This window comes from Anabaenopsis elenkinii CCIBt3563 (assembly GCF_015245355.1).
Taxonomy (GTDB): Bacteria; Cyanobacteriota; Cyanobacteriia; order Cyanobacteriales; family Nostocaceae; genus Anabaenopsis; species Anabaenopsis elenkinii.
The window spans coordinates 4,066,426-4,087,545 of sequence record NZ_CP063311.1 but is presented as its reverse complement, the minus strand read 5'-3'; the positions used below and the strand labels follow the sequence as shown (position 1 = coordinate 4,087,545).

Here is a 21,120-nt window from a genome sequence, read left to right as displayed (position 1 = left end):
ATATGATTTCATCAGAAAATAACACAACATCCACTGATAAAAGCCTAGAAGCCATGCGGCACTTTTCCGAACAGTATGCTAAACGTACTGGGACATATTTCTGTTCTGAACCCTCTGTGACCGCAGTAGTGATTGAAGGACTAGCAAAACATAAAGACGACTTAGGAGCGCCTTTGTGTCCCTGTCGCCACTATGAAGACAAAGAGGCCGAAGTTAGTGCTACATACTGGAACTGTCCCTGTGTACCCATGAGAGAACGCAAAGAGTGTCACTGTATGCTGTTTCTTACCCCAGATAATGAGTTTGCAGGCGACCAACAAACAATTAGTTTAGAAACCATCAAACAAGTGCGAGAAAGCATGGGATGAGTGACATTATCCCCCCGGAGTTTTGGCAAGGTGTAGAGCAGTTTAATTCAGGACAGTTTTACGCCTGCCATGATACCTTAGAGGCTTTGTGGATAGAAGCCAGCGAACCAGAAAAAACCTTTTATCAAGGTATTTTACAAATCGCTGTAGCGCAGTATCATTTATCTAATTGCAACTGGAAAGGGGCAGTAATTCTACTGGGGGAAGGCAGCAATCGGTTGCGACGTTTTCCGTCTGTTTATATCAGTATTGATGTAGACCAGTTATTAAGTCAAGCTGCGACATTGTTGTCACTATTACAACAAATGGGAGCAGAAAAGTTGCATGACTCCGCCGCGCGTGAGGCTTTACCTAGTCCCAGAATTGTCCTAGTTCACGAGTAAAATATTGCCCCATAGCGCATCAGAGTTATGGGGCAATTATTCTCAAAATATGGTATTTCCAAGCTAAGATGGCGGTTGTAACGGCGGTCTGATCATCAAATTTGACTCATGGGTGAAACCTACAAGCTAGATAAAGCGTCAATATTTGAGCAGTGTCCTTTGCTCCTCAGGGTATGAGGACAAAAACAGATAATGAAACCCTTGCAGATAGGGAGTTGTACCCCTATTCCCTGCTATAGAATCTGATATGCTAAATTTATGGCTCAAGTATTATGTCCTGCTATCAATTTCGAGTATTACAAATGCGTCGCCTGGTGTTAGCCTTGATCCTACCAGTTACACTTTTAGGGGTGGTGACATTTCCTAACCATGTGCAAACTGTGACAGCACAAACATCTAAGCAAAATGGTCGCCTGACTATCAGTGCTGATATGCAAGAATATAACGCCAATACTCAAGTAGCTACGGCTCGCGGTAATGTGGAGATGTTCTATCCTGCTCGCCAGATTAAAGCTACAGCTGCTCAAGCACAATTTTTCAGCAGGGAACGCCGCATTGATTTGAGCGGTAACGTTTATATTGTCCAAAATGGAGTGAATAGCATCCGGGCCGAAAAAGTTACTTATCTGATTGATGAGGGGCGTTTTGTGGCTTTACCTCAGTCCCAGGGTCGGGTACAGTCTATCTATATGGTAAATGATTCCGAACTGGGCGGAGTATCTAATTAATCGGATGAGGATCAACTACCAATACGGGTGCGAATAGTGAAAATTGTTTTAGAGAATATTTACAAGTCCTATGGGAAAAGGAGTGTTGTCAATAACGTTAACGTCTCCATTTCTCAAGGTGAGGTGGTGGGGTTACTAGGTCCCAATGGTGCGGGTAAAACCACGACTTTTTATATTGCTACAGGGTTAGAAAAACCTAATCGGGGAAAGGTCTGGCTGGATAATACGGAAATAACCGCAATGCCTATGCATAAAAGAGCACAATTAGGCATAGGCTATTTAGCTCAAGAACCAAGTGTTTTTCGTCAGCTATCAGTAAGGGATAATCTTCTTTTGGTGCTAGAGCAAACTAATGTCCCCCCATGGGAATGGTCAACCCGAATACAGGCTTTACTCCGGGAGTTTCGCTTGGAAAAAGTAGCTAAGAGCAAGGGAATTCAACTGTCTGGTGGGGAGCGACGACGAACAGAATTAGCTAGAGCTTTAGCAGCGGGGAGAGAAGGTCCAAAATTCTTACTGTTGGATGAACCATTTGCTGGTGTTGACCCGATTGCAGTTTCGGAAATTCAGCATATTGTCGCACAATTGAGCGATCGCGGCATGGGTATCTTAATTACAGATCACAATGTCCGGGAGACCTTAGCCATTACAGACCGCGCCTATATTATGCGAGAGGGAACAATTCTCGCCTTTGGTCATCCTGAAGAACTTTATCATAATCCCCTGGTGCGACAATACTACCTAGGGGATAACTTTATTTAAATGTTTATATTCATCAATTTTTCTCCTGGGGTGTAGCTAGTTAATTTTCTTGCAGAAGTCTGGTAGAAAAATCAAATGGTAGTCCTATAGTTATTTTATGAGATTCAAGAAGCTCAATTTATTATACAGGCTGAATTCCCTGTTACCATTGACGCTCATGGACCGCTACCTGACCAAAGAATTGATACCACCTTTTTTATTTGGTGTAGGTGCATTTTCATCATTGGGTGTAACTATCGATGCTGTCTTTGAGTTGGTGCGGCGCATTGTCGAGTCTGGATTACCAATAAATATTGCAATTCAGGTGTTTTTGTTAAAGTTTCCTAATTTTATCGTTTTAGCCTTCCCTATGTCTACACTGCTGGCTACTTTGATGACTTATAGTCGTCTTTCCAGCGAGAGCGAACTAATTGCTCTGCGTGGGTGTGGGGTCAGTGTCTATCGCATGGTCTACACGGCTGTCATGTTAAGTATGGTAGTCACAGGTTTGACATTTATCTTTAATGAGCAAATAGCACCCGCAGCTAATTACCAAGCAACTATGACCCTGGAAAAAGCCCTCAAGTCAGATAGACCGATTGTACAGCAGTCAAATATATTTTATCCCGAATACCAAGAAGTAGAACAACCTGGAGGGGGGAGATACAGGGTACTGGCGCGTTTATTTTATGCTGACCAATTTGATGGTCAAAAGATGAAAGGCTTAACAATTATAGACCGGACTGCAGAAGGTTTAAATAAAATTATTGTCTCAGAATCTGCTCAGTGGAATCCTGCTGAAAATGTTTGGGATTTTTATAATGGTACCATTTATTTAGTAGCTCCTGACCGTTCCTATCGCAATATTTTACGGTTTGAACAGCAACAACTGCAACTACCACGCGCACCATTAAATATAGTCGAAAGAAGCCGAGATTATGGTGAAATGAATATTGCTGAGTCTTTAGAACAGTTAGAAGTAGAACGTATCGCTGGGGATAGGCAAAAAATTCGCAAACTTGAAGTACGTATTCAACAAAAAATGTCTCTACCATTTGTATGTGTAGTTTTTGGCTTAGTGGGTGCTGCTATGGGAAGCAGACCCCAGCGCAGTGGAAAAGGTACAAGTTTTGGTGTGAGTGTGATAGTAATTTTTACTTATTATTTAATTTTCTTTATTAGTGGCGCTATGGCCCAAGCTGAGGTTTTTTCCCCTTTCATAGGAGCTTGGCTACCTAATTTTCTGTTTTTAGGAATAGGTTTATTTTTATTGATGCGGATAGCTGAACGTTAAGAAGTTGACAACTTCCCCCCGATGGACTGGGGGAAAACCGCAAATCTAGTCTCCTCCCCTTGATAACCTACCATGTACACACAAAAAATTCAGTGAAAAATTAAATTATCCCCATCCTTGTGTTCTGTGAGCAACCCAAGTACCATGGAAACCATAGGGTACCCTTTGGGGAATTAGTACCCGCGCTATCGGTGGGGCGCTAACATCTTGGGCGTTGACTATCACTAGTTCGGAAGTTGCTGAAGGTTCATCGTAAACAAAAGTCATTAACCAGCCATCATCTTCATTTGTAGCATCCAGACTCGGGGCAAACACAGGTTCGCCGCCATAACGTCCTGAACCAAATTCATGGGTTTCAGAGGTATGATTCTTTAAGTCGTACTTAATTATACCATCAAATAAGGGCAGGGGACTTGCAGCCATCCTCCCAGCATAACCGTATTGGGTGGTTTGCCCTAAAAAGTTTTCGTTAATGCGGGGAAATTCCACTGGGATATTATCTAGCATTTCTTCTTGCGCTTTCCCAGTGCTGAGGTTAAATCGCCAGCGATATAAACGGGGGATATCTGCTTCTGGTTGGGTTGGGGAATCATTAGCCTTTAAGACTGTGGTGGAGTTCATGCGACAGGCTATGAGCACTATTTCCTCTTGATTTTCGTAGGCGTTAAGGGTATGGAAAATGTAACAGGGAGAACTCTCAAACCAGCGGATATTACTGTTATCGCCATGACGGGGGAGAATACCAAAGCGACTGGGTCTATGACTCTCAAACATCAAACCCGGTTCTCCCCTTTGCATTCTTGCCATGCTGAAGGTCAAGGGTAAGTCCATAAAGATGGTATAGTTCTGGGTGATAGCGAAATCGTGCATCATTACCGCCATGGGTAGGTCTATGGGTACTGTCCGCACTATTTCACCTGTGGGGTCAACTATGCTATATTGCAAGTATGGTGGGGTGAATGAGTAGCCAAAAAACATCATTTCACCGGTCTTTGGGTCTACCTTGGGATGAGCTGTAAAGGCAGAAACCAACTTACTATTATACGTGTATTCACCGATTGTCTGTAAATTTGGTAACTTAATAGCATGAGGTGCGCCGCCTTCATTGAGTGCTAACATCTGCCCTGCGTGCCACACTAGGGCTGTGTTGGCAGTGTTTTTGTACGCACCATGGGGATTATCTAGCTGCGGCGGTGACAAGAACCCAGACCAGATGGCTTTCCCTGCTTTGTGTTCTATTTCCCATCCTTTGGTGCGGACATAGCGATTACAATATGTTGCTTGTCCGTTGTTAATTGTGACACCGTGTAACATTCCATCACCGTCAAACCAGTGATACTGACCCATGGGAGACCACTGGGGGTTCGGACCATTGCGCACAAACATTCCTGATAGGTTGGGGGGTAATTCACCAATGACTTTTAGGGTGTCGGTGGTGATTTCTGTTTGAACTGGGGCAAAGTTATGATTGAGATAGGGGTTAAGTGTGATTGTCATTGTGTATGAGTAGCTGTGAGTAAGTCTTTAAGATGATATTAGCCTTATAGCTGAGATTGTTTTTCCCGATATCGGTAGATGTTTGGAGTATGACGTTAATAATTGTTGTTTTTGATATATTTCAACACTCCTTCATGTGCGATCAACTGGAGTATAAGAATCAAAAGTTAGTTGTGATCAAATCCACATATGAGACTTGAATAGATTAAACTGATATAAAGACAGTCCCTAAAAATCCTAGGGTTGAATTATGTTGGTTGCTCATTGCATCTGTAATATATGACGGTCGAGCTTAAGGTGACGAGTATTGATCATAACATCTTCTCTGTTTCAGGAGAAGTATCTATCCCCCAGGCTCCTCCTGAATTTAAATCAGGATTTATCGCCATTATTGGTCGACCAAATGTCGGTAAATCTACTTTGATGAATCAATTGGTAGGGCAAAAAATTGCGATTACATCCCCCGTAGCACAAACTACACGTAATCGTTTACGGGGCATTTTAACTACCCCAGAAGCACAGTTGATTTTCGTCGATACACCAGGAATTCATAAACCCCATCATCAATTGGGGGAAGTGCTGGTGAGAAATGCTAAAAGTGCCATTGAGTCGGTGGATGTAGTATTGTTTGTGGTAGATGGTTCAGTCCCTTGTGGTGCTGGCGATCGCTTTATTGCCGATTTACTGGTAAAAACGCAAACACCGGTGATTTTGGGTTTGAATAAAATTGACCAACAACCGCCAGATTCTCAGAGCATCGATGATAGTTATCAAGCATTAGCCCAAGCTGAACAATGGCCTATAGTTAAATTTTCCGCCCAAACCAGCGCCGGACTACCGGAACTACAACAGTTATTAATTGCAAATTTAGACACCGGCCCGTTTTATTATCCCCCTGACTTAGTGACAGACCAACCAGAACGTTTTATTATGGGGGAATTAATTCGGGAACAGATTTTACTGTTAACTCGGGAAGAAATTCCTCACTCAGTAGCTGTTGCCATTGATTTAGTAGAAGAAACGCGCAGTATTACTCGTGTACTTGCTACCATCCATGTTGAAAGAACCTCTCAAAAAGGTATCTTGATTGGCAAGGGTGGATCAATGCTCAAAGCCATTGGTAGTGATGCTCGCCAACAAATTCAAAAGCTGATTTCTGGGAAAGTTTATCTAGAGCTATTCGTGAAAGTACAGCCAAAATGGCGACATTCAGCCATGAGTTTAGCAGAGTTAGGCTACCGAGTTGAAGATTGACCAAACAGCCAGGTGCAAGCCCTGGCTTTGAGACATGGATAGGTTCAAGTAGCCTCGTCAAATTTCCAATCTAAGTTAAATTATATCTAAAATTAAGTGAATCAACTTTGAAGATCACAATTTTCCTAACAAAAGAGGTCTCAAATGGAACTGACAATTGAAAACGTCGAAACAGTTTTAGATGAAATGCGCCCTTACCTAATGTCTGATGGGGGTAACGTGGAACTAGTAGAATTGGATGGGCCAATTGTGAAACTGAGATTACAAGGTGCTTGCGGTTCTTGTCCCAGTTCGGCGATGACCCTGAGAATGGGTATTGAACGTCGCCTCAAGGAAATGATTCCGGAAATCGCAGAAATTGAGCAAGTAGTCTAGTGACTGGGTAATGGGGCTGAGGGAATACCCCTCCCCATCACCCAGAGGGCTGGCGCTATCGCCTCTACAAACATGGTCATGGTGCGGCTAGCATGATGAGAAAAGTAGCCACACACGTAAAATAAATGCTGACTGTAATGGTGCTGCCAACATTATCTGTAAGGTAGGGATGATGTTTAAGTTTGACTTAAACGGAATCAGTAGAAGTGCTTTAAGTGCACCTAAGAAAGTTCTTTTATGGACTCTTCAGAAATCCCCGCGTCTTCAGACTGGGGGAGCTTAACTAGGTTTGAATTTAGCTAAGGTGGGTAGGGCATCTTTGACTGTGCCACAACGATATTATAATCTAACTGCAAGTTAAATTATATCGTCAACGTTGGGTAGACCGTATCAAATCCGGTCTACGTAACATTAGTTGATAACCCCCAAAGGTTTTAACCAGGGGAACAGTCAAATCCCATAATTTATTATGTCTCATCCATTACACATCGCTTTTATCTGGCATCAACACCAGCCGCTGTACAAGTCCCCTAACAGCGGCGTTTCGCTTTCTACCAGTCAGAATTACCGCCTACCTTGGGTACGATTGCATGGAACTAAGGATTATTTAGATTTAATATTAATTCTAGAAAAATATCCGAAATTACACCAAACAGTCAATTTAGTCCCGTCATTAATTTTACAATTGGAGGATTATATTGCTGGCACGGCTTTTGACCCATATCTCACGGCGACTTTGACCCCAGATGCACAGATAACTCACGAACAGCGAGAATTTATTATCCAACACTTTTTTGATGCTAACCATCATACTTTGATTGACCCCCATCCCCGTTATGCCGAGTTGTATTACCAAAGACAGGAAAAAGGGCAAGATTGGTGTTTGGCTAATTGGCAGTTGGCAGATTACACCGATTTGCTGGCTTGGCATAATCTGGCGTGGATTGATCCCCTGTTTTGGGATGACCCGGAAATTGCCGCTTGGTTAGAGCAAGGACGTAATTTTACTTTAAGCGATCGCCAGCGCATATATAGCAAACAGCGGGAAATTCTCAGCCGGATTATTCCCCAGCACCGGAAAATGCAAGCATCCGGACAGCTAGAAGTCACTACCACCCCCTACACTCACCCCATTTTACCCTTACTAGCTGATACCAACTCAGGGCGAGTAGCAGTACCCGAAATGAGACTACCTCAGCGGCGGTTTAACTGGCCCCACGACATTAAGCGCCACTTACAAAAGGCTTGGGACTTATATACAGATCGTTTTGGGCAAGAACCACGGGGTTTATGGCCTTCAGAACAATCAGTCAGCCCGGAAATTCTGCCATATGTTATTAAACAGGGCTTTAAGTGGATTTGCTCAGATGAAGCAGTTTTAGGGTGGTCGCTGAGACACTTTTTTCACCGGGATGTAGCGGGAAACGTCCAGGAGCCAGAATTACTATACAGACCCTATCGCTTGGCAACTCCCGCTGGTGATGTAGCAATTGTATTTCGTGACCACAGATTATCAGATTTAATTGGCTTTACCTACAGTTCCATACCTCCCAAACAGGCCGTAGCGGACTTAGTGGGACACCTGCAAGCGATCGCTAAAATGCAAAGAGAAAGCCACAGCGAACAACCTTGGCTAGTCACCATTGCCTTAGACGGGGAAAACTGCTGGGAATTTTATCCTCAAGACGGTAAACCTTTCCTAGAGACATTGTATCACACCCTCAGCAACGAACCCCATCTAAAACTCGTCACCGTCTCAGAATTTGTGGAACAATTTCCCGCCACTGCAACTATTCCCGCCGAACAGCTACATAGTGGTTCTTGGGTAGATGGTAGTTTTACTACCTGGATTGGTGACCCTGTAAAAAATCGTGCCTGGGACTACCTAACCCACGCCAGGGAAACCCTGGCCAAACATCCCGAAGCCACCGAAGAAAACAACCCAGAAGCGTGGGAAGCCCTATACGCTGCCGAGGGTTCCGACTGGTTCTGGTGGTTTGGCGAAGGACATTCTTCCAATCAGGATGCCATGTTCGACCAATTATTTCGGGAACACCTATTAGGAATTTACAAAGCCTTAAATGAACCAGCACCGTCTTATCTCCTCAAACCTCTAGAGATTCATCCAGCCAGAACTGACCATAGACCACAAGGGTTTATTCATCCCACCATTGATGGTAAGGGTGATGAACAGGACTGGGACAAAGCCGGACGCATAGAAATCGGCGGGGCGAGGGGAACCATGCACAATAGCAGCGTCATTCAGAGACTTTGGTACGGGGTAGATCACCTCAATTTCTATGTACGGGTGGACTTTAAAAATGGCGTTATCCCGGGGCGAGATTTACCTCAAGAGTTGAATTTATTGTGGTTCTATCCCGATAGAACCATGCACAATAGCCCCATTCCCATAGCAGATATACCTGATATCCCTCCCCTTAATTACCTGTACCACCACCATTTAGAAATTAATTTACTTACCGAATCAATTCAGTTTCATGAAGCCGGAGAACATTATCAATGGTATCCCCGTTGTAGCCGCGCCCAAGCCGCTTTCAAGAACTGCTTAGAAATTGCCGTACCGTGGGCTGATTTGCAAATTTCCCCAGATTATCCTGTGCGTCTGATTTTATTACTGGCTGATGAAGGGTGTTTCCGCGACTATTTGCCAGAAAACGGCTTGATTCCCATTGAAGTGCCATAAATCTCAATTGTTCCTGATTGATGGTGGGTTAAGCTGCCCTAACCCACCCTACCGAAAAAATTAACGTACCTCTTTCAAGCTATCAAATTGTTTAGTAAACATTTCAGTAAATAGATTCATGACTGTACGGTCTTCACGGACTCTAATATTAGCGGAGATTGACATTCCCGACTGCAAGGGTATCTTTCTACCATGAGCATCTAAATATTGTTTATCTAAACTAATGGTAGCGGGGAATCTATAAAATTGATATATTTGGTCTGGTGGTAATGCATCGGAGCCTATACTAATAACTTGTCCTTTAATGTCCCCAAACTGACTGAAAGGAAATGACTCAATTCTCACATCAGTCTGCATTCCTTCCCGGACGAACCCAATATCTCTATTGGTGATAAATACCTCAGCCAGAAAGTTATCATCAGGGACAATTTGCAGCAACGTTTGACTAGCATTTGCTACAAAACCAGGGCTTCTTGCTTGTAGGTCAAAAATCGTTCCGCCCACAGGAGCCCGGAGTTCTTGATATTGGAAATTTAACTTAACTTGAGAGATTCTACTGTTTACATCTGCCAATCTTTGTTCATTACCTAGTAAAATTCTCATGAATTGGCTATCAATTTCCGCAATCCGCTTTTTATTATCAGCTATTTTTTCTAAAATATTCTTATTGGAAGCAGCCACAGTATTTTTCAGTTGCTGCTGTCCTTGCTCAATGGCAAACTTGAGCCGTTGCAATTCCTGTTCTAATTGGGCTATTTCAGCGGTGAGGCGTTGTACCTGTTGTTGTTGATTGAGATACTGTAGCTGAGAGATACCACCTTCTTCTGCTAAGATTTGAATTTTATCTAAAATCTGTTGCTGGATAGCCAAACTAGATTCAGTATCACTCTTCCTCACTCGTATTTGAGCTAGTTGTTTCTTGGTTTTCTCTACTTCTAACTGTGCTGTAGCCGAGCGAGAATCTAATTCCTTCTGAGCAAATTGTAACCGTTGCTGTTCATCAATTCCTAAACTGGGAAATGTATTCACGTTGTTCAGTTCAGCACGTAACAACTCATTTTCATTAACTAAGGCTGTCCTACTTTTTAACAGAAACTCGGCATTGGCTGGTAACTTAGCCCGGACAAACTCCAATTCTGATCCTGTTGTATAGCTATTTGCCATTAAGCCACGATAAATTTCATTTTCCTCAATTAAGGCTTGGCGAACTTTATTTAATGAATCTAATTCAGCCACAGTAGCAACGGTTTCAAAAGTTAGCAGCAAGTCACCAGGGTTGACTTTTTGCCCATCTTTGACATGAACGGATTTTACTACACCACTCACGGGAGCTTGAACTTCTTTAATGCTCCCTTCCGGCTTGAGTTGACCGGTCGCAGGGACTACTTGCTCAATTTTGGCGAAATAAGCCCAAGTAATTCCAAAACAAGCCAACAAGATCAAAGAGAGCAGAATTGCACGGGACAAAATTGGTGACTGGCGCAACAAAACTGCTTGATCAAAATTAACATAGTTAGGATTTGCTACAGGGCGACTAGGAACTTTTACTGGAGACTTAAGTCCATCTGAATCTGGATTTAAACCGTTTGTTTGCTTACCGTTACCATTGCCATTAAGTTGAATCATGATGATTTTATTTTATTGGTGTTCAAGTTCTGAATGCAGTTAAGAATTAACTTCTTGTTGCTGGTAAATATGAAAATAACTACCTTTAGCAGCCATTAATTCTTGATGGCTTCCTTGTTCTATAACCCTGCCATTATCCATGACGATAATCATATCTGCATGGCTGACAGTATTGAGACGGTGGGTGATAAAGAATACTGTGTTATCTTTGTATGCTCGAGCTAAATTTAGACAAACTTGTCGCTCTGTGGGATAGTCCAGGGCGCTGGTGGCTTCGTCTAAAACTAATAGTTTTGGTCGTTGTAAAATAGAACGAGCAATGGCAATTCTTTGTCGCTGTCCCCCTGAAAGTCCAGCACCACGCTCTCCTACCCTTGTGTTGTAGCCGTTGGGTAAGGACATAATAAAATCGTGAGCCGCAGCAATGCGAGCAGCCTCAATGATTTCATCGGTGGTAGCATCAGGATTAGTGAGGGCGATATTTTCCAATACCGTACCATCAAATAGTAGTGTTTCTTGAGGCACTACCCCCACCTGTCGCCGTAGGGAATAGAGTTCAACCTTAGAAATATCGTAACCATCAATCAAAATTCTGCCAGACTCCACCTCATATAGTCTGAGCAGTAACTTCATCATGGTACTTTTACCGGAACCACTTTGTCCCACAATACCAATAAATTTGCCCGATGAAACATCGAGGCTGACATTAGAAAGTTGCAACGGCCCGCTGGTTTGAAACCGGAAGGAGACATTTTCAAATGTCACATTTCCTGATATTTCAGGTAAGGGAATATTTTGGCGGTCTGCTTCGGCCTCTTCTGGTGTATCGACAATATCGCTTAAACGTTCTAGAGATAAAGCAGTTTCTTGGAAGCTTTGCCACAGTTGCGCTAACCGTAATATGGGGCTAGTTACGTAACCGGATATAATTCTAAAGGCAATTAACTCACCTAAGGTTAATTGTCCTTGAAGGACTAAATAAGAACCCATCCATAATACTAGTAAGCTACTGAGTTTATTAAGAAAACTACTGGTAGAATTAGCCAGTGTGGAAGTGATCACAGTTTTAAAACCAGCCGCTACATACCGAGCATAACGTTCTTGCCAGGAAAAACGCGATTGCAATTCAATATTTTGGGCTTTTACTGTTTGAATACCCGACATTACCTCAACCAAATAGGATTGAGTTTGGGCGTTGCGTTCAGCTTTGGTACGTAACTGTTTGCTAATAGTGGGGGAAGCAATTAAGGTGAGGATCACAAATATAGGAACTGTACCCAAACCTACTAAAGTGAGTTGCCAACTATAAAACAGCATGACGATAATATAAATTATCGAAAATACTGCATCTAATACTACTGTTAAAGCAGTCCCAGTGAGAAACTGACGAATATTTTCTAATTCATTGATACGGGTGGCTAGTTCACCTACAGGTCGGCGTTCAAAATAACGTAGGGGTAACCGGAGTAAGTGGTCGATAATTTGCGACCCCAAATTCATATCAATGCGGTTGGTCGTATCGACAAATAGATAAGTTCTTAATGTGGTCAGTAAGGCTTCAAAAACACCTACCACCAAGAGCAAAATCCCTAAAATATTCAGCGTACCAATGCTATTTTGAACTATAACCTTGTCGATAATTAACTGAATGACCAGGGGGTTAGCTAGCTGGGCTAGTTGGACGAAAAACGAAGCAACAAAAACCTCTATGAGAACTTGCCGATGCTTGGAAAGGTAAGGAATAAACCATTGGATACCAAAGCGCTCTTGGGGTGTTTCTTTGGTAGTAGCTACCAATAAAACTCTCACCTGGGGAGGTAAGTTGTTCTCGTCAACGCTTAATTTGGCTACAAATTCAGCGGTTTTGCGGCGGATAATTCCTTGGGAGGGAACACCTACAACAATACTATTAGGAGCAGTTTCATATAAAACAGCATAACTGCCATCATACTGAATTATGGCTGGTGTGGGAATACGCTCAATTGCCGCAACAGGTAGGTCTACTAACTGGGACTTGAGTCCGATTAATTCTCCTACATAAGCACAAGCGGGAAAGGAGATACTACCTTGACGTTTGATTTGCTCAGTTAAGATGCGACGAAGCACCTCCCTGCGAAAGGGCATTTTTAGGTGTTTCGAGAGCATTTGTAAGCAAGCCAGGACTGTATCTAATTCCCCCTTACCTCGAAAAAATGGGTAATTTTGACGTTTTTGTTGACTTTTCTGTTGTGGGGATGGTTGAGACTGGCTAAGTTCTCCAGGTATGTAGGGAATATCTAAGTCAACGGTGACGATTCCTTCAGTATGCTCATGGTTATCAACTATGACCGGATGAGTGTCTAAGAAGGATAAATCCTCCGGCGAAAAACCAATTAACCGCGCGGGGGTTGTTCCTTTGACTTCAAGGGGGCCACTTAGTTCTAAACGAGATCCAGGGGGGAAGTTGGTGACTGTACCACCGCCACTGACAAACCAGATTTTCTCTCTATCCAGTTGGTGGTGGCGATTTTTCCCGGGACTAAGGTAATGTATTGTAGCTTTTGATAAAGCTTGCTCAGTAATTTCTTTGAGATTAGCAACTTTACTGGCTTGCTGTTTAATCTGGGGACTTAAAACATGAAAAACTTCCGCCAAGTGGCTTTGATTTAATCTGACATTACCAAATTCTGGGTAATCAGCAATCAGCTCTAAGTAGTCCGCCGCATTTAGACTTAAACAGATGACTTCAGTGGAGGCGATCGCTGTTTCACATGCTACTGCTCGTAACAAGCTGATTTCCCCAACAATTGACCCTGGTTCTAGTAATTTTAGAGTCGTGGGGGTTTGGGTTTGGGGATCATATCCTAATAACCTAATTTTTCCCTCAAACAGAATTATCACCTGTTGAGGAACTTGTTCCTGGCCAATGATTTTCCTCCCCGTACGTTGACGCCACACTTGTAGTTTTGCTGATAGCCCAGCAATTACTTCGGGCGGTAATTGCTCAAAGCCTCCCACAGTAGCCAGAAATTCTTGAAAGTTACTCTTAGTATAAGTCATTCTTATAATATGTCATTAATTGATTGATATTCTTTGGCAGTTGAATATTTATAACTATGTCTTACCAATATGGCAAGTGCTTGTTAAGTGTTTTTAATGATGATCGGCAATTTTTTCCTTTAACCAGGCTTGAAAACGTTCATTCAATAGTCTCTGTTTGACCGTACCATCTAACTGAGATGGCAATAATTTTTCTAACCTAACTATGACTATCCAGTTTTCTAATTGAGTCGGGGGTAATAGCTGTTCTGGTTGGGTACTAGCCAATATTTTGGCCAAGATGGGATGGATGGATTGTAACTCTACAGGTCCTACTAAGCCATTAGTCTGTGCTTCTGGCCCTTGAGAATATTCTCGTGCTAATTCGCCAAAAGTTTGTTCTCCCCCTTGAATGCGGAAGTAAATTTCCTGAGCTATACCAATGTCATTAGTCCGGATTAAAGAATAAATCACCCGATCTAGTTGAGATTTGCGTTGGGAAAAATAAGCATCTAAATCCCCTCCCCAGGTAACTTGTTTAAATTTCTCTAGTTTGAATTGGCGAATCGCCATCGCCCTAAATTTCTGATCAGTTAAATTATTTTGTTCTAGCCAACGCTGACGTACTTCTTCAGACGTGAGTTGATATTGATGGGCTAATTGTTCCCCTGCATTTTTTTCTTCTTCTGGCGTACAGTCAATGTCAGCTATGGCCTGGTCAATCACCATTTCCTTTATTAACTCAGGTAGCAATCGATACTCCTCAAGTAATCGCAAAATTTCTGCTGTGGAAAAATTATTCAGGTCACTAGTCGTTTGTTGCCAAAGGTTTCCCGATTCTATAACTGTTGTCATATCACTTTCTAAACAATAGTCTTCAAAAGAACACTGAAAAAATATTGACTATTTACTTATCGGTTTTACTTAGGTAGACACACCGGACTAGATACCACCCCTGTAGTAGGTGTGTTTAGCTAAGGACTCAGTGTGAACCATAGCGGATTAATTACAGGTATTTTTCGGCTATGATGATGTATGAGGAAGATATAGCATACTTTTTAACTTCAGCACAAGTAAATGAGTATATATAAATAGAAGAAATATTTACGCGATATGGGTGTCCTGGGGATGGTATTCATGCGGTATTTATTTAATTAAACTTGGCAAGAACACTTATGCGGTTATAACCTTAATCCGCAGAATTTGGCAAATCCTCAACACAGAATATCAGTGGTTTGCCCATAGAAGTTGATAGCCATGGTTTATCCCCGTACTTAACCAGTGGGTAGGTTTTCCCCCACCCCTTCCCTAGCATTGATCACAGATAGGGGTGGGATGAAAACCGATGTTTATTAGATAAAGAGGAATTGCTGACTATTGCTCAGGTTAAGCTGAGTGGGACTGATACCTTCTAATAGGGCGACATCAGTATTACCAACTTGAATCAAGGTATTGCCGTTTTGACTTAGGAGATTTACTTGGTTAGAAGTAATGCCACCCATACCGATGCGGTCTACTTCCACCTCGAAGTCCTTGACGACGTTGATGGCACTGGGTAAAGAACCAGCCACCACCAGCCAGAAGTTATCCGCCCCTGCTCCGCCCCAGAGTAAATTGTTACCACCTTGTCCGGCATAAAGACTATCATTACCGTCACCACCAAACAAGCGATCGCCCACGGTAGAAAACAATTGGTCATCCCCAGACCCCCCATACAGCCGATTATGACCATCCGGGCTAGAACGCAGCACATCCCGACCAGAACCACCAAAGAGCATCTGACCCCGGCCTTCTGCTACCTGTAACCTGTCATGGTCTGCCCCACCCAGGAGCATATTCGTGCCGTTCGCTTCCACAACCATCAGGGTATCATTACCCCGACCCCCATCGAGCACAGTACCACCAGCAGGTCCCTGAGACCCTAGATATAGGATGTCATCTCCGTCACCACCACTGACATAGCTGTTACTGCCCATAGATATCACATCATCACCGCGACCAGAATTAACAGTTACATTTGATGTCAAACTAGCTTCCACCGTATCATTACCATTTCCGGTAAAAACCGTGACTCCAGATTGATTACTATTAAGGATGAGGTCGTCATTATTGGCTGTACCCATAACCACCCCAGGACGAGGCAAATTTAGTGGCTGTTCCAAACGTAAGATAATGATTTCGTTGTTATCTATAGCTGGTGGTCTACCCACTGAAAACGGATAATTATTATCGTTAGTCAGGAGTAGTGTATTTTCATCAATTACCACCACAGCCTCAATAGTCACGAAGGGGAAGGTAAATATAGTGTTACCATCTCCATTCAAATCATTGGGGTCGCTGATATTGAGTAAATCAACGATTTCCTCCTTAGACACAAAACCATTAGCATCAATTTGGGAGAAATCCACCTTGAATACCTTCTTAAACCGGGCCGTTGGACCTTGACCGTTGTCCCGTTCAATCACCAGAAATTCATTGTCATTGACCACCGTTAATGCACCGATCGCATGGTTAGGCTGTTCCATGCGGTAGTAGCCCACCAGATCCTGAAATTCCTTCAATTGGGCATCAAATCTATAGATCCGCAGAGAATTAGCTGGATCACCTAAAACAGTACCCTCGAGCATGGGATAGATGGTTCTTTTGTCTGGGCTGATAGCCATACCTTCAAATCCCCGAGACCGAGCCAGATTGGAGAACACCGGCTCACCCAGGTATTGTTGTAAAACTAAGCTATTAGTTCCAGGGAAATCGGTAAACAAACCATCAACGCCCAAATCGATGAACTGTTGATATTCTATTTTCGGGTCACCATTGTACTCTGCCGCCAGGAAAATACTTTCGTTGCGGAAAGTGTAGGGGTGTACAATTAACCCCGCTGCATGGGCATCTTGTACTAGGGTCGTGGGTGCTTGGAGTTGACCACCCACACTAGGTACAATCAGGCGCTTGTTAGGACCAATACCAGCGGCGTAGGTGGCAATCTCAGCTAACTGTTCAGGGCGAGTCAAATCACCGTAGGTGCGGGGGTCACCACTGACCACGAAATCATAGGGCCGACCACTAGCACCACCCAGCAATTGTACCAAGGGGATATCAACGCCAGCCGCTGGCATAATGGTCTGTTTCAATTCCTTGAGATTACCTACCTCAAAAGACTGAATAAATATCCGTGATGGGTCTGTAAAGTTTTCCGCTACTAAAGTGTCAATGAGTACCTGACCCAAATTGATATTGATGGGTGTTGTACCATCTAACAGAGTACCTTGGGTGGCAAAGAAAGTCGGATGCTTGGTTTCGGGATAAATACCAATTTTACGACCAGTTTCTACTTCTACTTGCTTCACCAAGTCGATAATTTCTTCCAAGGTGGGAACCTTCAACCCATCATTATCAAAGCTAGTTCCGCGTAGATCTGGTAACCGCTCGATGGAATTGAGGGTTTTGATTTCTGCTAGGGTGAAATCTTCGCTAAACCAACCCCTATATGTCTGACCATCAATGACTTTTGTGGTGAAGCGGTCAGCAAATTCTGGACGCTCATAGACATCGGTACTAGTGACGGTTCTATTCACTGAACCATTTGGATTGAGAAGTGCTAAGGCGTTTTCATGACGTGCTATTAAATAGCCATCTTTAGTTGGTACTAAATCAGGTTCAATGAAATCAGCACCATCAGCGATCGCCAGTTTATATGCTTCTAGGGTGTGTTCTGGACGTAAACCACTAGCTCCCCGGTGACCAATCACCAAAGGAGCCGTACCATCTAAACTAGCAAATTCAGGAGGTAGCAGACTGGGGTTATCAGGAGAAATAACCAAAGGTCCAGTTAATTGGTTACGGACTTGGTTACCTGTACCCGGAAAGTCTGTAAAGTAGCCATCAATGCCTAATCGGATGAAATCTATATATTCATTGACTGGATTGCCGTTATAATTTGCCGCTAGAAACCGCCCTTCGTTACGGAAGGTATAAGGATGTACCACCAAACCCGCAGCATGGGCATCTTGCACCAGACTTGTAGGTGAGGTAGTGGTTTTATCAGCATCATTGACTACACCATCACCATTAACATCATCTGCTAGACCGTCGCCATTAAGATCCACCCCTTGAACGGAGATAATCATCCGTTTCCAAGGGCCAATACCAGAGGCGTAGGTGGCGATTTCTTGTAATCCTGCTGGTGTCCGGAGGTCAGCATAGGTGCGCGGGTCGCCACTGACTATAAAATCGTAAGGTTGAGTTTCAATTAACGAACCATCTAGATTGACATCAACCGCATCTAATAACTGAACTAGGGGAATATCTGTGAGTTGACTCAGCTTTTTGAGGTTACCAACTTCAAAGGATTGGATGTAAATCCGTGAGGGGTCAGTAAAACCAGTTTGTTCCAGGGTTGCTAGTAAAGGTTCTTCCAGGGATAGACCCAGGTTGTTGTGGAAAGTGGGATGTTTGGTTTCAGGATAAATACCTATTTTCTTACCTGTATCAGCTTCTATCTGCTGGACTAGCTCAATGATTTCCTGTAAAGTCGGAACTTCATAGATACCATTAAATACTTGAGGACGGAAGCCCTGGGGCATAATTGCCCGTAAGGTTTTGATTTCTGCTAGGGTGAAGTCAGAAGCAAAGAAACCCTCTTCAGTAACTCCATCAATTATTTTGGTAGTCCGGCGGTCAGCAAATTCTGGACGGGAAGCAACATCAGTGGTGGCGATCAGATTCGGCTCGTGACGCGCAATTAATACACCGTCCTTGGTAGAAACCAAATCCGGCTCAATAAAATCAGCACCCCGTTCAATGGCTAGTTTGTAAGCTCCTAGAGTGTGTTCTGGTAGTTCTCCGCTAGCGCCTCGATGTCCAATGACAATGGGTGGTTTACCATCAAGAGTATTTAAAGTAAAGTAATTCGGTGTAGGAATGGGAGCTTGTAATAGCCTACCTGTGCTGTCAAAGTGTAGGAGATAAGGACCAAATTCTTCTCCAATCCAGAAAGTACCATCGGCTGCAACTACCAAAGATTCCGGGTCAAAATCTGCACCAGTTAACAGGCGATCGCTCGTGTTTTCGTTAACAATTGCGAAAGGAATCCTGTTGTCAGGGTCAGATAGTTGCACAAAACCCAAAACATTAACAGTTGCATCGCCCCCGGCGGCGGTACGAAAGTTGGGGGTAGCGCGGTAAATTCGCAGTAAATAATCAGGGCTATTAGCCTTACTACCAAAACCATTATCAGACATCAACCAGAAGGAATCAGCATCCGCTCTTTGGACGGCACTGAATCCTTGTATTGGCTGGCGATCAAAGGGGGTAATTCTACCATTGGTATTACCAGTGATAGCAACACCTGATGAAGGACCATCAGCAAAACTATCAGCAGGTAGAGAAGCAAAACCTATCAGTGTAACTTTTGGCTGTGACATAGGATAACCTAAACGTAGTTGATTAGAAGTGATTGGAATATCTTCCCAAGAGGATTTGACTAGATTGACAAATCCCCATTGTTAGAAGCTGTGAATGGCAATAGCTTGCTACTAAAGTATTGGAGTTTGATTAAGAAATGACTAGCAACAGATTAAAAAATAAATAATTATCTCTTCACAGATACAAATAAATCTCACCGGAGGTAGTAATTAATTATGTCCAGATGATATTTCCTGTGGTTGATGTTGATTTTATTTATATATCGGAAAATTTATACATTGGTTCCCTTAGGGATGGAAAGCAATGCGTATAATTAATATTGGTTTGACAAAAGAACAACGTCAGGGCGTGATGAATCTGTTGAATCAAGACTTAGCAGATTCCTACGTTCTGATAGTAAAAACCAAAAAGTACCATTGGGATGTTGTAGGGCCTCAGTTCCGTAGTTTGCATGAACTTTGGGAAGAACACTATGAGAAATTGACTGAAAACATTGATGCTTTAGCAGAAAGGATTCGGGCTTTGGGCGGTTTTCCAGTGGGTACAATGGGGGAATTTCTCAAGATTGCTACCCTCACAGAACATAGCGGTGATCTCCCCTTAGCAACAGAGATGGTAGCTCGATTAGTAGAAGATCATGAACAGCTAATTCGTAATTTACGGGATCATGTGGATCAGTGTAGTAAACATTTTCATGATCAGGGAACTACAGACTTTTTAACTGGACTGATGGAAGAGCATGAACAGATGGCTTGGATACTGCGTTCATTCATTGAGGGACAAGCCTTACAACCCAGTGGTGCACAACCAGGAGCAGAAACTAAAACCCCTGTGGGCGTCTAGAAGTCAATCTTCCTATTTGTATTGCCAAAATAAGTTTTCAGGAGTATTCAAGTGCCAGAACTTTATCAAGCAGAACGTACCATATCAGCTGTATTCACAGAACAAAAGCAAATTGATCAGGTGATTCGACGTTTACTAGATAGGGGTGTGCCTAGAGATCATATTTCGGTCATGGGTAAAGACTTCCAATCAGAAACGCGAATTTCTGGTTTTATTACTAAGAAAGATGTGATTCTAGGGGGCTTGAGAACAGGAGCTATTTTTGGTTCTTTGTTTGGCTCGTTTCTCAGCTTACTGACTGGTGTGGGCGTACTCTTCATTCCCTTTGTTGGGCCAATTGTGGCAGCAGGTCCGATTGGTGCGTTGTTGCTAGGTGCAGCTAGTGGAGCGATCGCTGGTAGCGCTGGCGCTGGAATAGTATCCGTCTTAACAGCTTGGGGGATGCCTGAAGATAAAGCCACAGTTTATCAAACACGGTTACAAGCTGGCCAGTTCATATTAATGGCAGAAGTCCCGAGCGATCGCCTCGGAGAATTTCAATTGCTCATTGAGAGTTCTGGTGGTGAAGAAATCCACACAACTGAGAAAACATTGACTCATCCTTGTTCAGGTCGATGTAACAGTCTAGAGGATTTATCGGTTGAAGTTCGCTCTCATCTGTCGGAACCAGCTCAACAAACATTCATGGATCGCTATAATACTGTTTTAGATCAGACACATGACGAGTTAATCTCTGAACAAGCGGCTTGGGAAGCTGTTCATGAACAGTTTGATGAAGATGAAAGGGGTGTTTTGTCAAAAGCTAAAGTCAAGGTTTAGAGCATTTTTAAATATTAGATAGTATTTTTTTAGTATTTTTTTGACT

General features: G+C 43.0%; 14 protein-coding genes and 1 pseudogene. 10 read left to right on the top strand and 5 right to left on the bottom strand.

Annotated elements, in window-relative coordinates; all coding sequences use genetic code 11:
* The first annotated feature begins 2 nt into the window (after window positions 1-2).
* From IM676_RS17945 to IM676_RS17925, 5 genes are all read left to right on the top strand, one after another.
* The gene (locus IM676_RS17945; RefSeq protein WP_200988139.1) at window positions 3-368 is read left to right on the top strand and encodes a ferredoxin thioredoxin reductase catalytic beta subunit; all 366 of its coding nucleotides are present in this window, start codon (window positions 3-5) and stop codon (window positions 366-368) included.
* Window positions 365-751 (top strand): DUF309 domain-containing protein, encoded by a 387-nt coding sequence (locus IM676_RS17940; protein ID WP_200988138.1) that lies wholly within the window; start codon window positions 365-367, stop codon window positions 749-751. The genes IM676_RS17945 and IM676_RS17940 overlap by 4 nt, the downstream gene beginning before the upstream one ends.
* Before the next feature lie 272 nt (window positions 752-1,023).
* Window positions 1,024-1,479: an LptA/OstA family protein gene (locus IM676_RS17935; RefSeq protein ID WP_200988137.1), complete on the top strand. Its 456-nt coding sequence runs from the start codon at window positions 1,024-1,026 to the stop codon at window positions 1,477-1,479.
* 36 nt (window positions 1,480-1,515) lie between these two features.
* On the top strand, window positions 1,516-2,241 hold the full coding sequence (gene lptB, locus IM676_RS17930) for an LPS export ABC transporter ATP-binding protein (RefSeq protein ID WP_200988136.1): 726 nt from the start codon (window positions 1,516-1,518) through the stop codon (window positions 2,239-2,241).
* A gap of 157 nt (window positions 2,242-2,398) precedes the next feature.
* Entirely contained in the window at window positions 2,399-3,514 is a 1,116-nt protein-coding gene (locus tag IM676_RS17925; protein WP_200988135.1) for an LptF/LptG family permease, read from the top strand.
* A gap of 105 nt (window positions 3,515-3,619) precedes the next feature.
* Here IM676_RS17925 and IM676_RS17920 read toward each other — a convergent pair whose 3' ends face one another.
* Window positions 3,620-5,011 (bottom strand): carotenoid oxygenase family protein, encoded by a 1,392-nt coding sequence (locus IM676_RS17920; RefSeq protein ID WP_200988134.1) that lies wholly within the window; start codon window positions 5,009-5,011, stop codon window positions 3,620-3,622.
* 279 nt (window positions 5,012-5,290) lie between these two features.
* On the opposite strand from IM676_RS17920, the gene era reads away from it, so the two are divergent.
* The 3 genes from era (at window position 5,291) to IM676_RS17905 (ending at window position 9,344) form a co-directional block, all read left to right on the top strand.
* Window positions 5,291-6,265: a GTPase Era gene (gene era / locus IM676_RS17915; RefSeq protein WP_200988133.1), complete on the top strand. Its 975-nt coding sequence runs from the start codon at window positions 5,291-5,293 to the stop codon at window positions 6,263-6,265.
* A gap of 144 nt (window positions 6,266-6,409) precedes the next feature.
* Entirely contained in the window at window positions 6,410-6,640 is a 231-nt protein-coding gene (locus tag IM676_RS17910; RefSeq protein WP_200988132.1) for a NifU family protein, read from the top strand.
* A gap of 469 nt (window positions 6,641-7,109) precedes the next feature.
* A complete protein-coding gene (locus IM676_RS17905; RefSeq protein WP_200988131.1) occupies window positions 7,110-9,344 on the top strand; it encodes a glycoside hydrolase in 2,235 nt (744 codons plus the stop codon).
* Window positions 9,345-9,404: 60 nt separating this feature from the next.
* Here IM676_RS17905 and IM676_RS17900 read toward each other — a convergent pair whose 3' ends face one another.
* The 4 genes and pseudogenes from IM676_RS17900 to IM676_RS17885 all read right to left on the bottom strand — a co-directional run.
* Window positions 9,405-10,970 carry an HlyD family efflux transporter periplasmic adaptor subunit gene (locus IM676_RS17900; protein WP_200988130.1) on the bottom strand — a complete coding sequence of 522 codons (1,566 nt, stop codon included), beginning with the start codon at window positions 10,968-10,970 and terminating at the stop codon, window positions 9,405-9,407.
* Between the two features lie 39 nt (window positions 10,971-11,009).
* Window positions 11,010-14,009 (bottom strand): peptidase domain-containing ABC transporter, encoded by a 3,000-nt coding sequence (locus IM676_RS17895; protein WP_200988129.1) that lies wholly within the window; start codon window positions 14,007-14,009, stop codon window positions 11,010-11,012.
* Window positions 14,010-14,102: 93 nt separating this feature from the next.
* Window positions 14,103-14,843 (bottom strand): peptidylprolyl isomerase, encoded by a 741-nt coding sequence (locus tag IM676_RS17890; RefSeq protein WP_200988128.1) that lies wholly within the window; start codon window positions 14,841-14,843, stop codon window positions 14,103-14,105.
* Window positions 14,844-15,340: 497 nt separating this feature from the next.
* Window positions 15,341-19,408: pseudogene (locus IM676_RS17885) on the bottom strand (glycerophosphodiester phosphodiesterase family protein); the annotation flags it as partial.
* 307 nt (window positions 19,409-19,715) lie between these two features.
* On the opposite strand from IM676_RS17885, the gene IM676_RS17880 reads away from it, so the two are divergent.
* Together IM676_RS17880 and IM676_RS17875 are read left to right on the top strand one after the other, a co-directional pair.
* Window positions 19,716-20,255, top strand: a complete 540-nt coding sequence (locus IM676_RS17880; RefSeq protein ID WP_200988126.1) for a Dps family protein — start codon at window positions 19,716-19,718, stop codon at window positions 20,253-20,255.
* 51 nt (window positions 20,256-20,306) lie between these two features.
* Window positions 20,307-21,074, top strand: coding sequence for a ChaB family protein (locus tag IM676_RS17875; RefSeq protein WP_200988125.1), 768 nt, complete (start codon window positions 20,307-20,309; stop codon window positions 21,072-21,074).
* Window positions 21,075-21,120 lie beyond the last annotated feature (46 nt).

Bases quoted from the DNA above. Each gene is read 5' to 3' on its own strand.
- IM676_RS17945 (WP_200988139.1), top strand. From the start codon at position 3: ATGATTTCATCAGAAAATAACACAACATCCACTGATAAAAGCCTAGAA.
- IM676_RS17940 (WP_200988138.1), top strand. From the start codon at position 365: ATGAGTGACATTATCCCCCCGGAGTTTTGGCAAGGTGTAGAGCAGTTT.
- IM676_RS17935 (WP_200988137.1), top strand. From the start codon at position 1,024: ATGTCCTGCTATCAATTTCGAGTATTACAAATGCGTCGCCTGGTGTTA.
- IM676_RS17925 (WP_200988135.1), top strand. From the start codon at position 2,399: ATGGACCGCTACCTGACCAAAGAATTGATACCACCTTTTTTATTTGGT.
- IM676_RS17920 (WP_200988134.1), bottom strand. From the start codon at position 5,011: ATGACAATCACACTTAACCCCTATCTCAATCATAACTTTGCCCCAGTT.
- era (WP_200988133.1), top strand. From the start codon at position 5,291: ATGACGGTCGAGCTTAAGGTGACGAGTATTGATCATAACATCTTCTCT.
- IM676_RS17910 (WP_200988132.1), top strand. From the start codon at position 6,410: ATGGAACTGACAATTGAAAACGTCGAAACAGTTTTAGATGAAATGCGC.
- IM676_RS17905 (WP_200988131.1), top strand. From the start codon at position 7,110: ATGTCTCATCCATTACACATCGCTTTTATCTGGCATCAACACCAGCCG.
- IM676_RS17900 (WP_200988130.1), bottom strand. From the start codon at position 10,970: ATGATTCAACTTAATGGCAATGGTAACGGTAAGCAAACAAACGGTTTA.
- IM676_RS17895 (WP_200988129.1), bottom strand. From the start codon at position 14,009: ATGACTTATACTAAGAGTAACTTTCAAGAATTTCTGGCTACTGTGGGA.
- IM676_RS17890 (WP_200988128.1), bottom strand. From the start codon at position 14,843: ATGACAACAGTTATAGAATCGGGAAACCTTTGGCAACAAACGACTAGT.
- IM676_RS17880 (WP_200988126.1), top strand. From the start codon at position 19,716: ATGCGTATAATTAATATTGGTTTGACAAAAGAACAACGTCAGGGCGTG.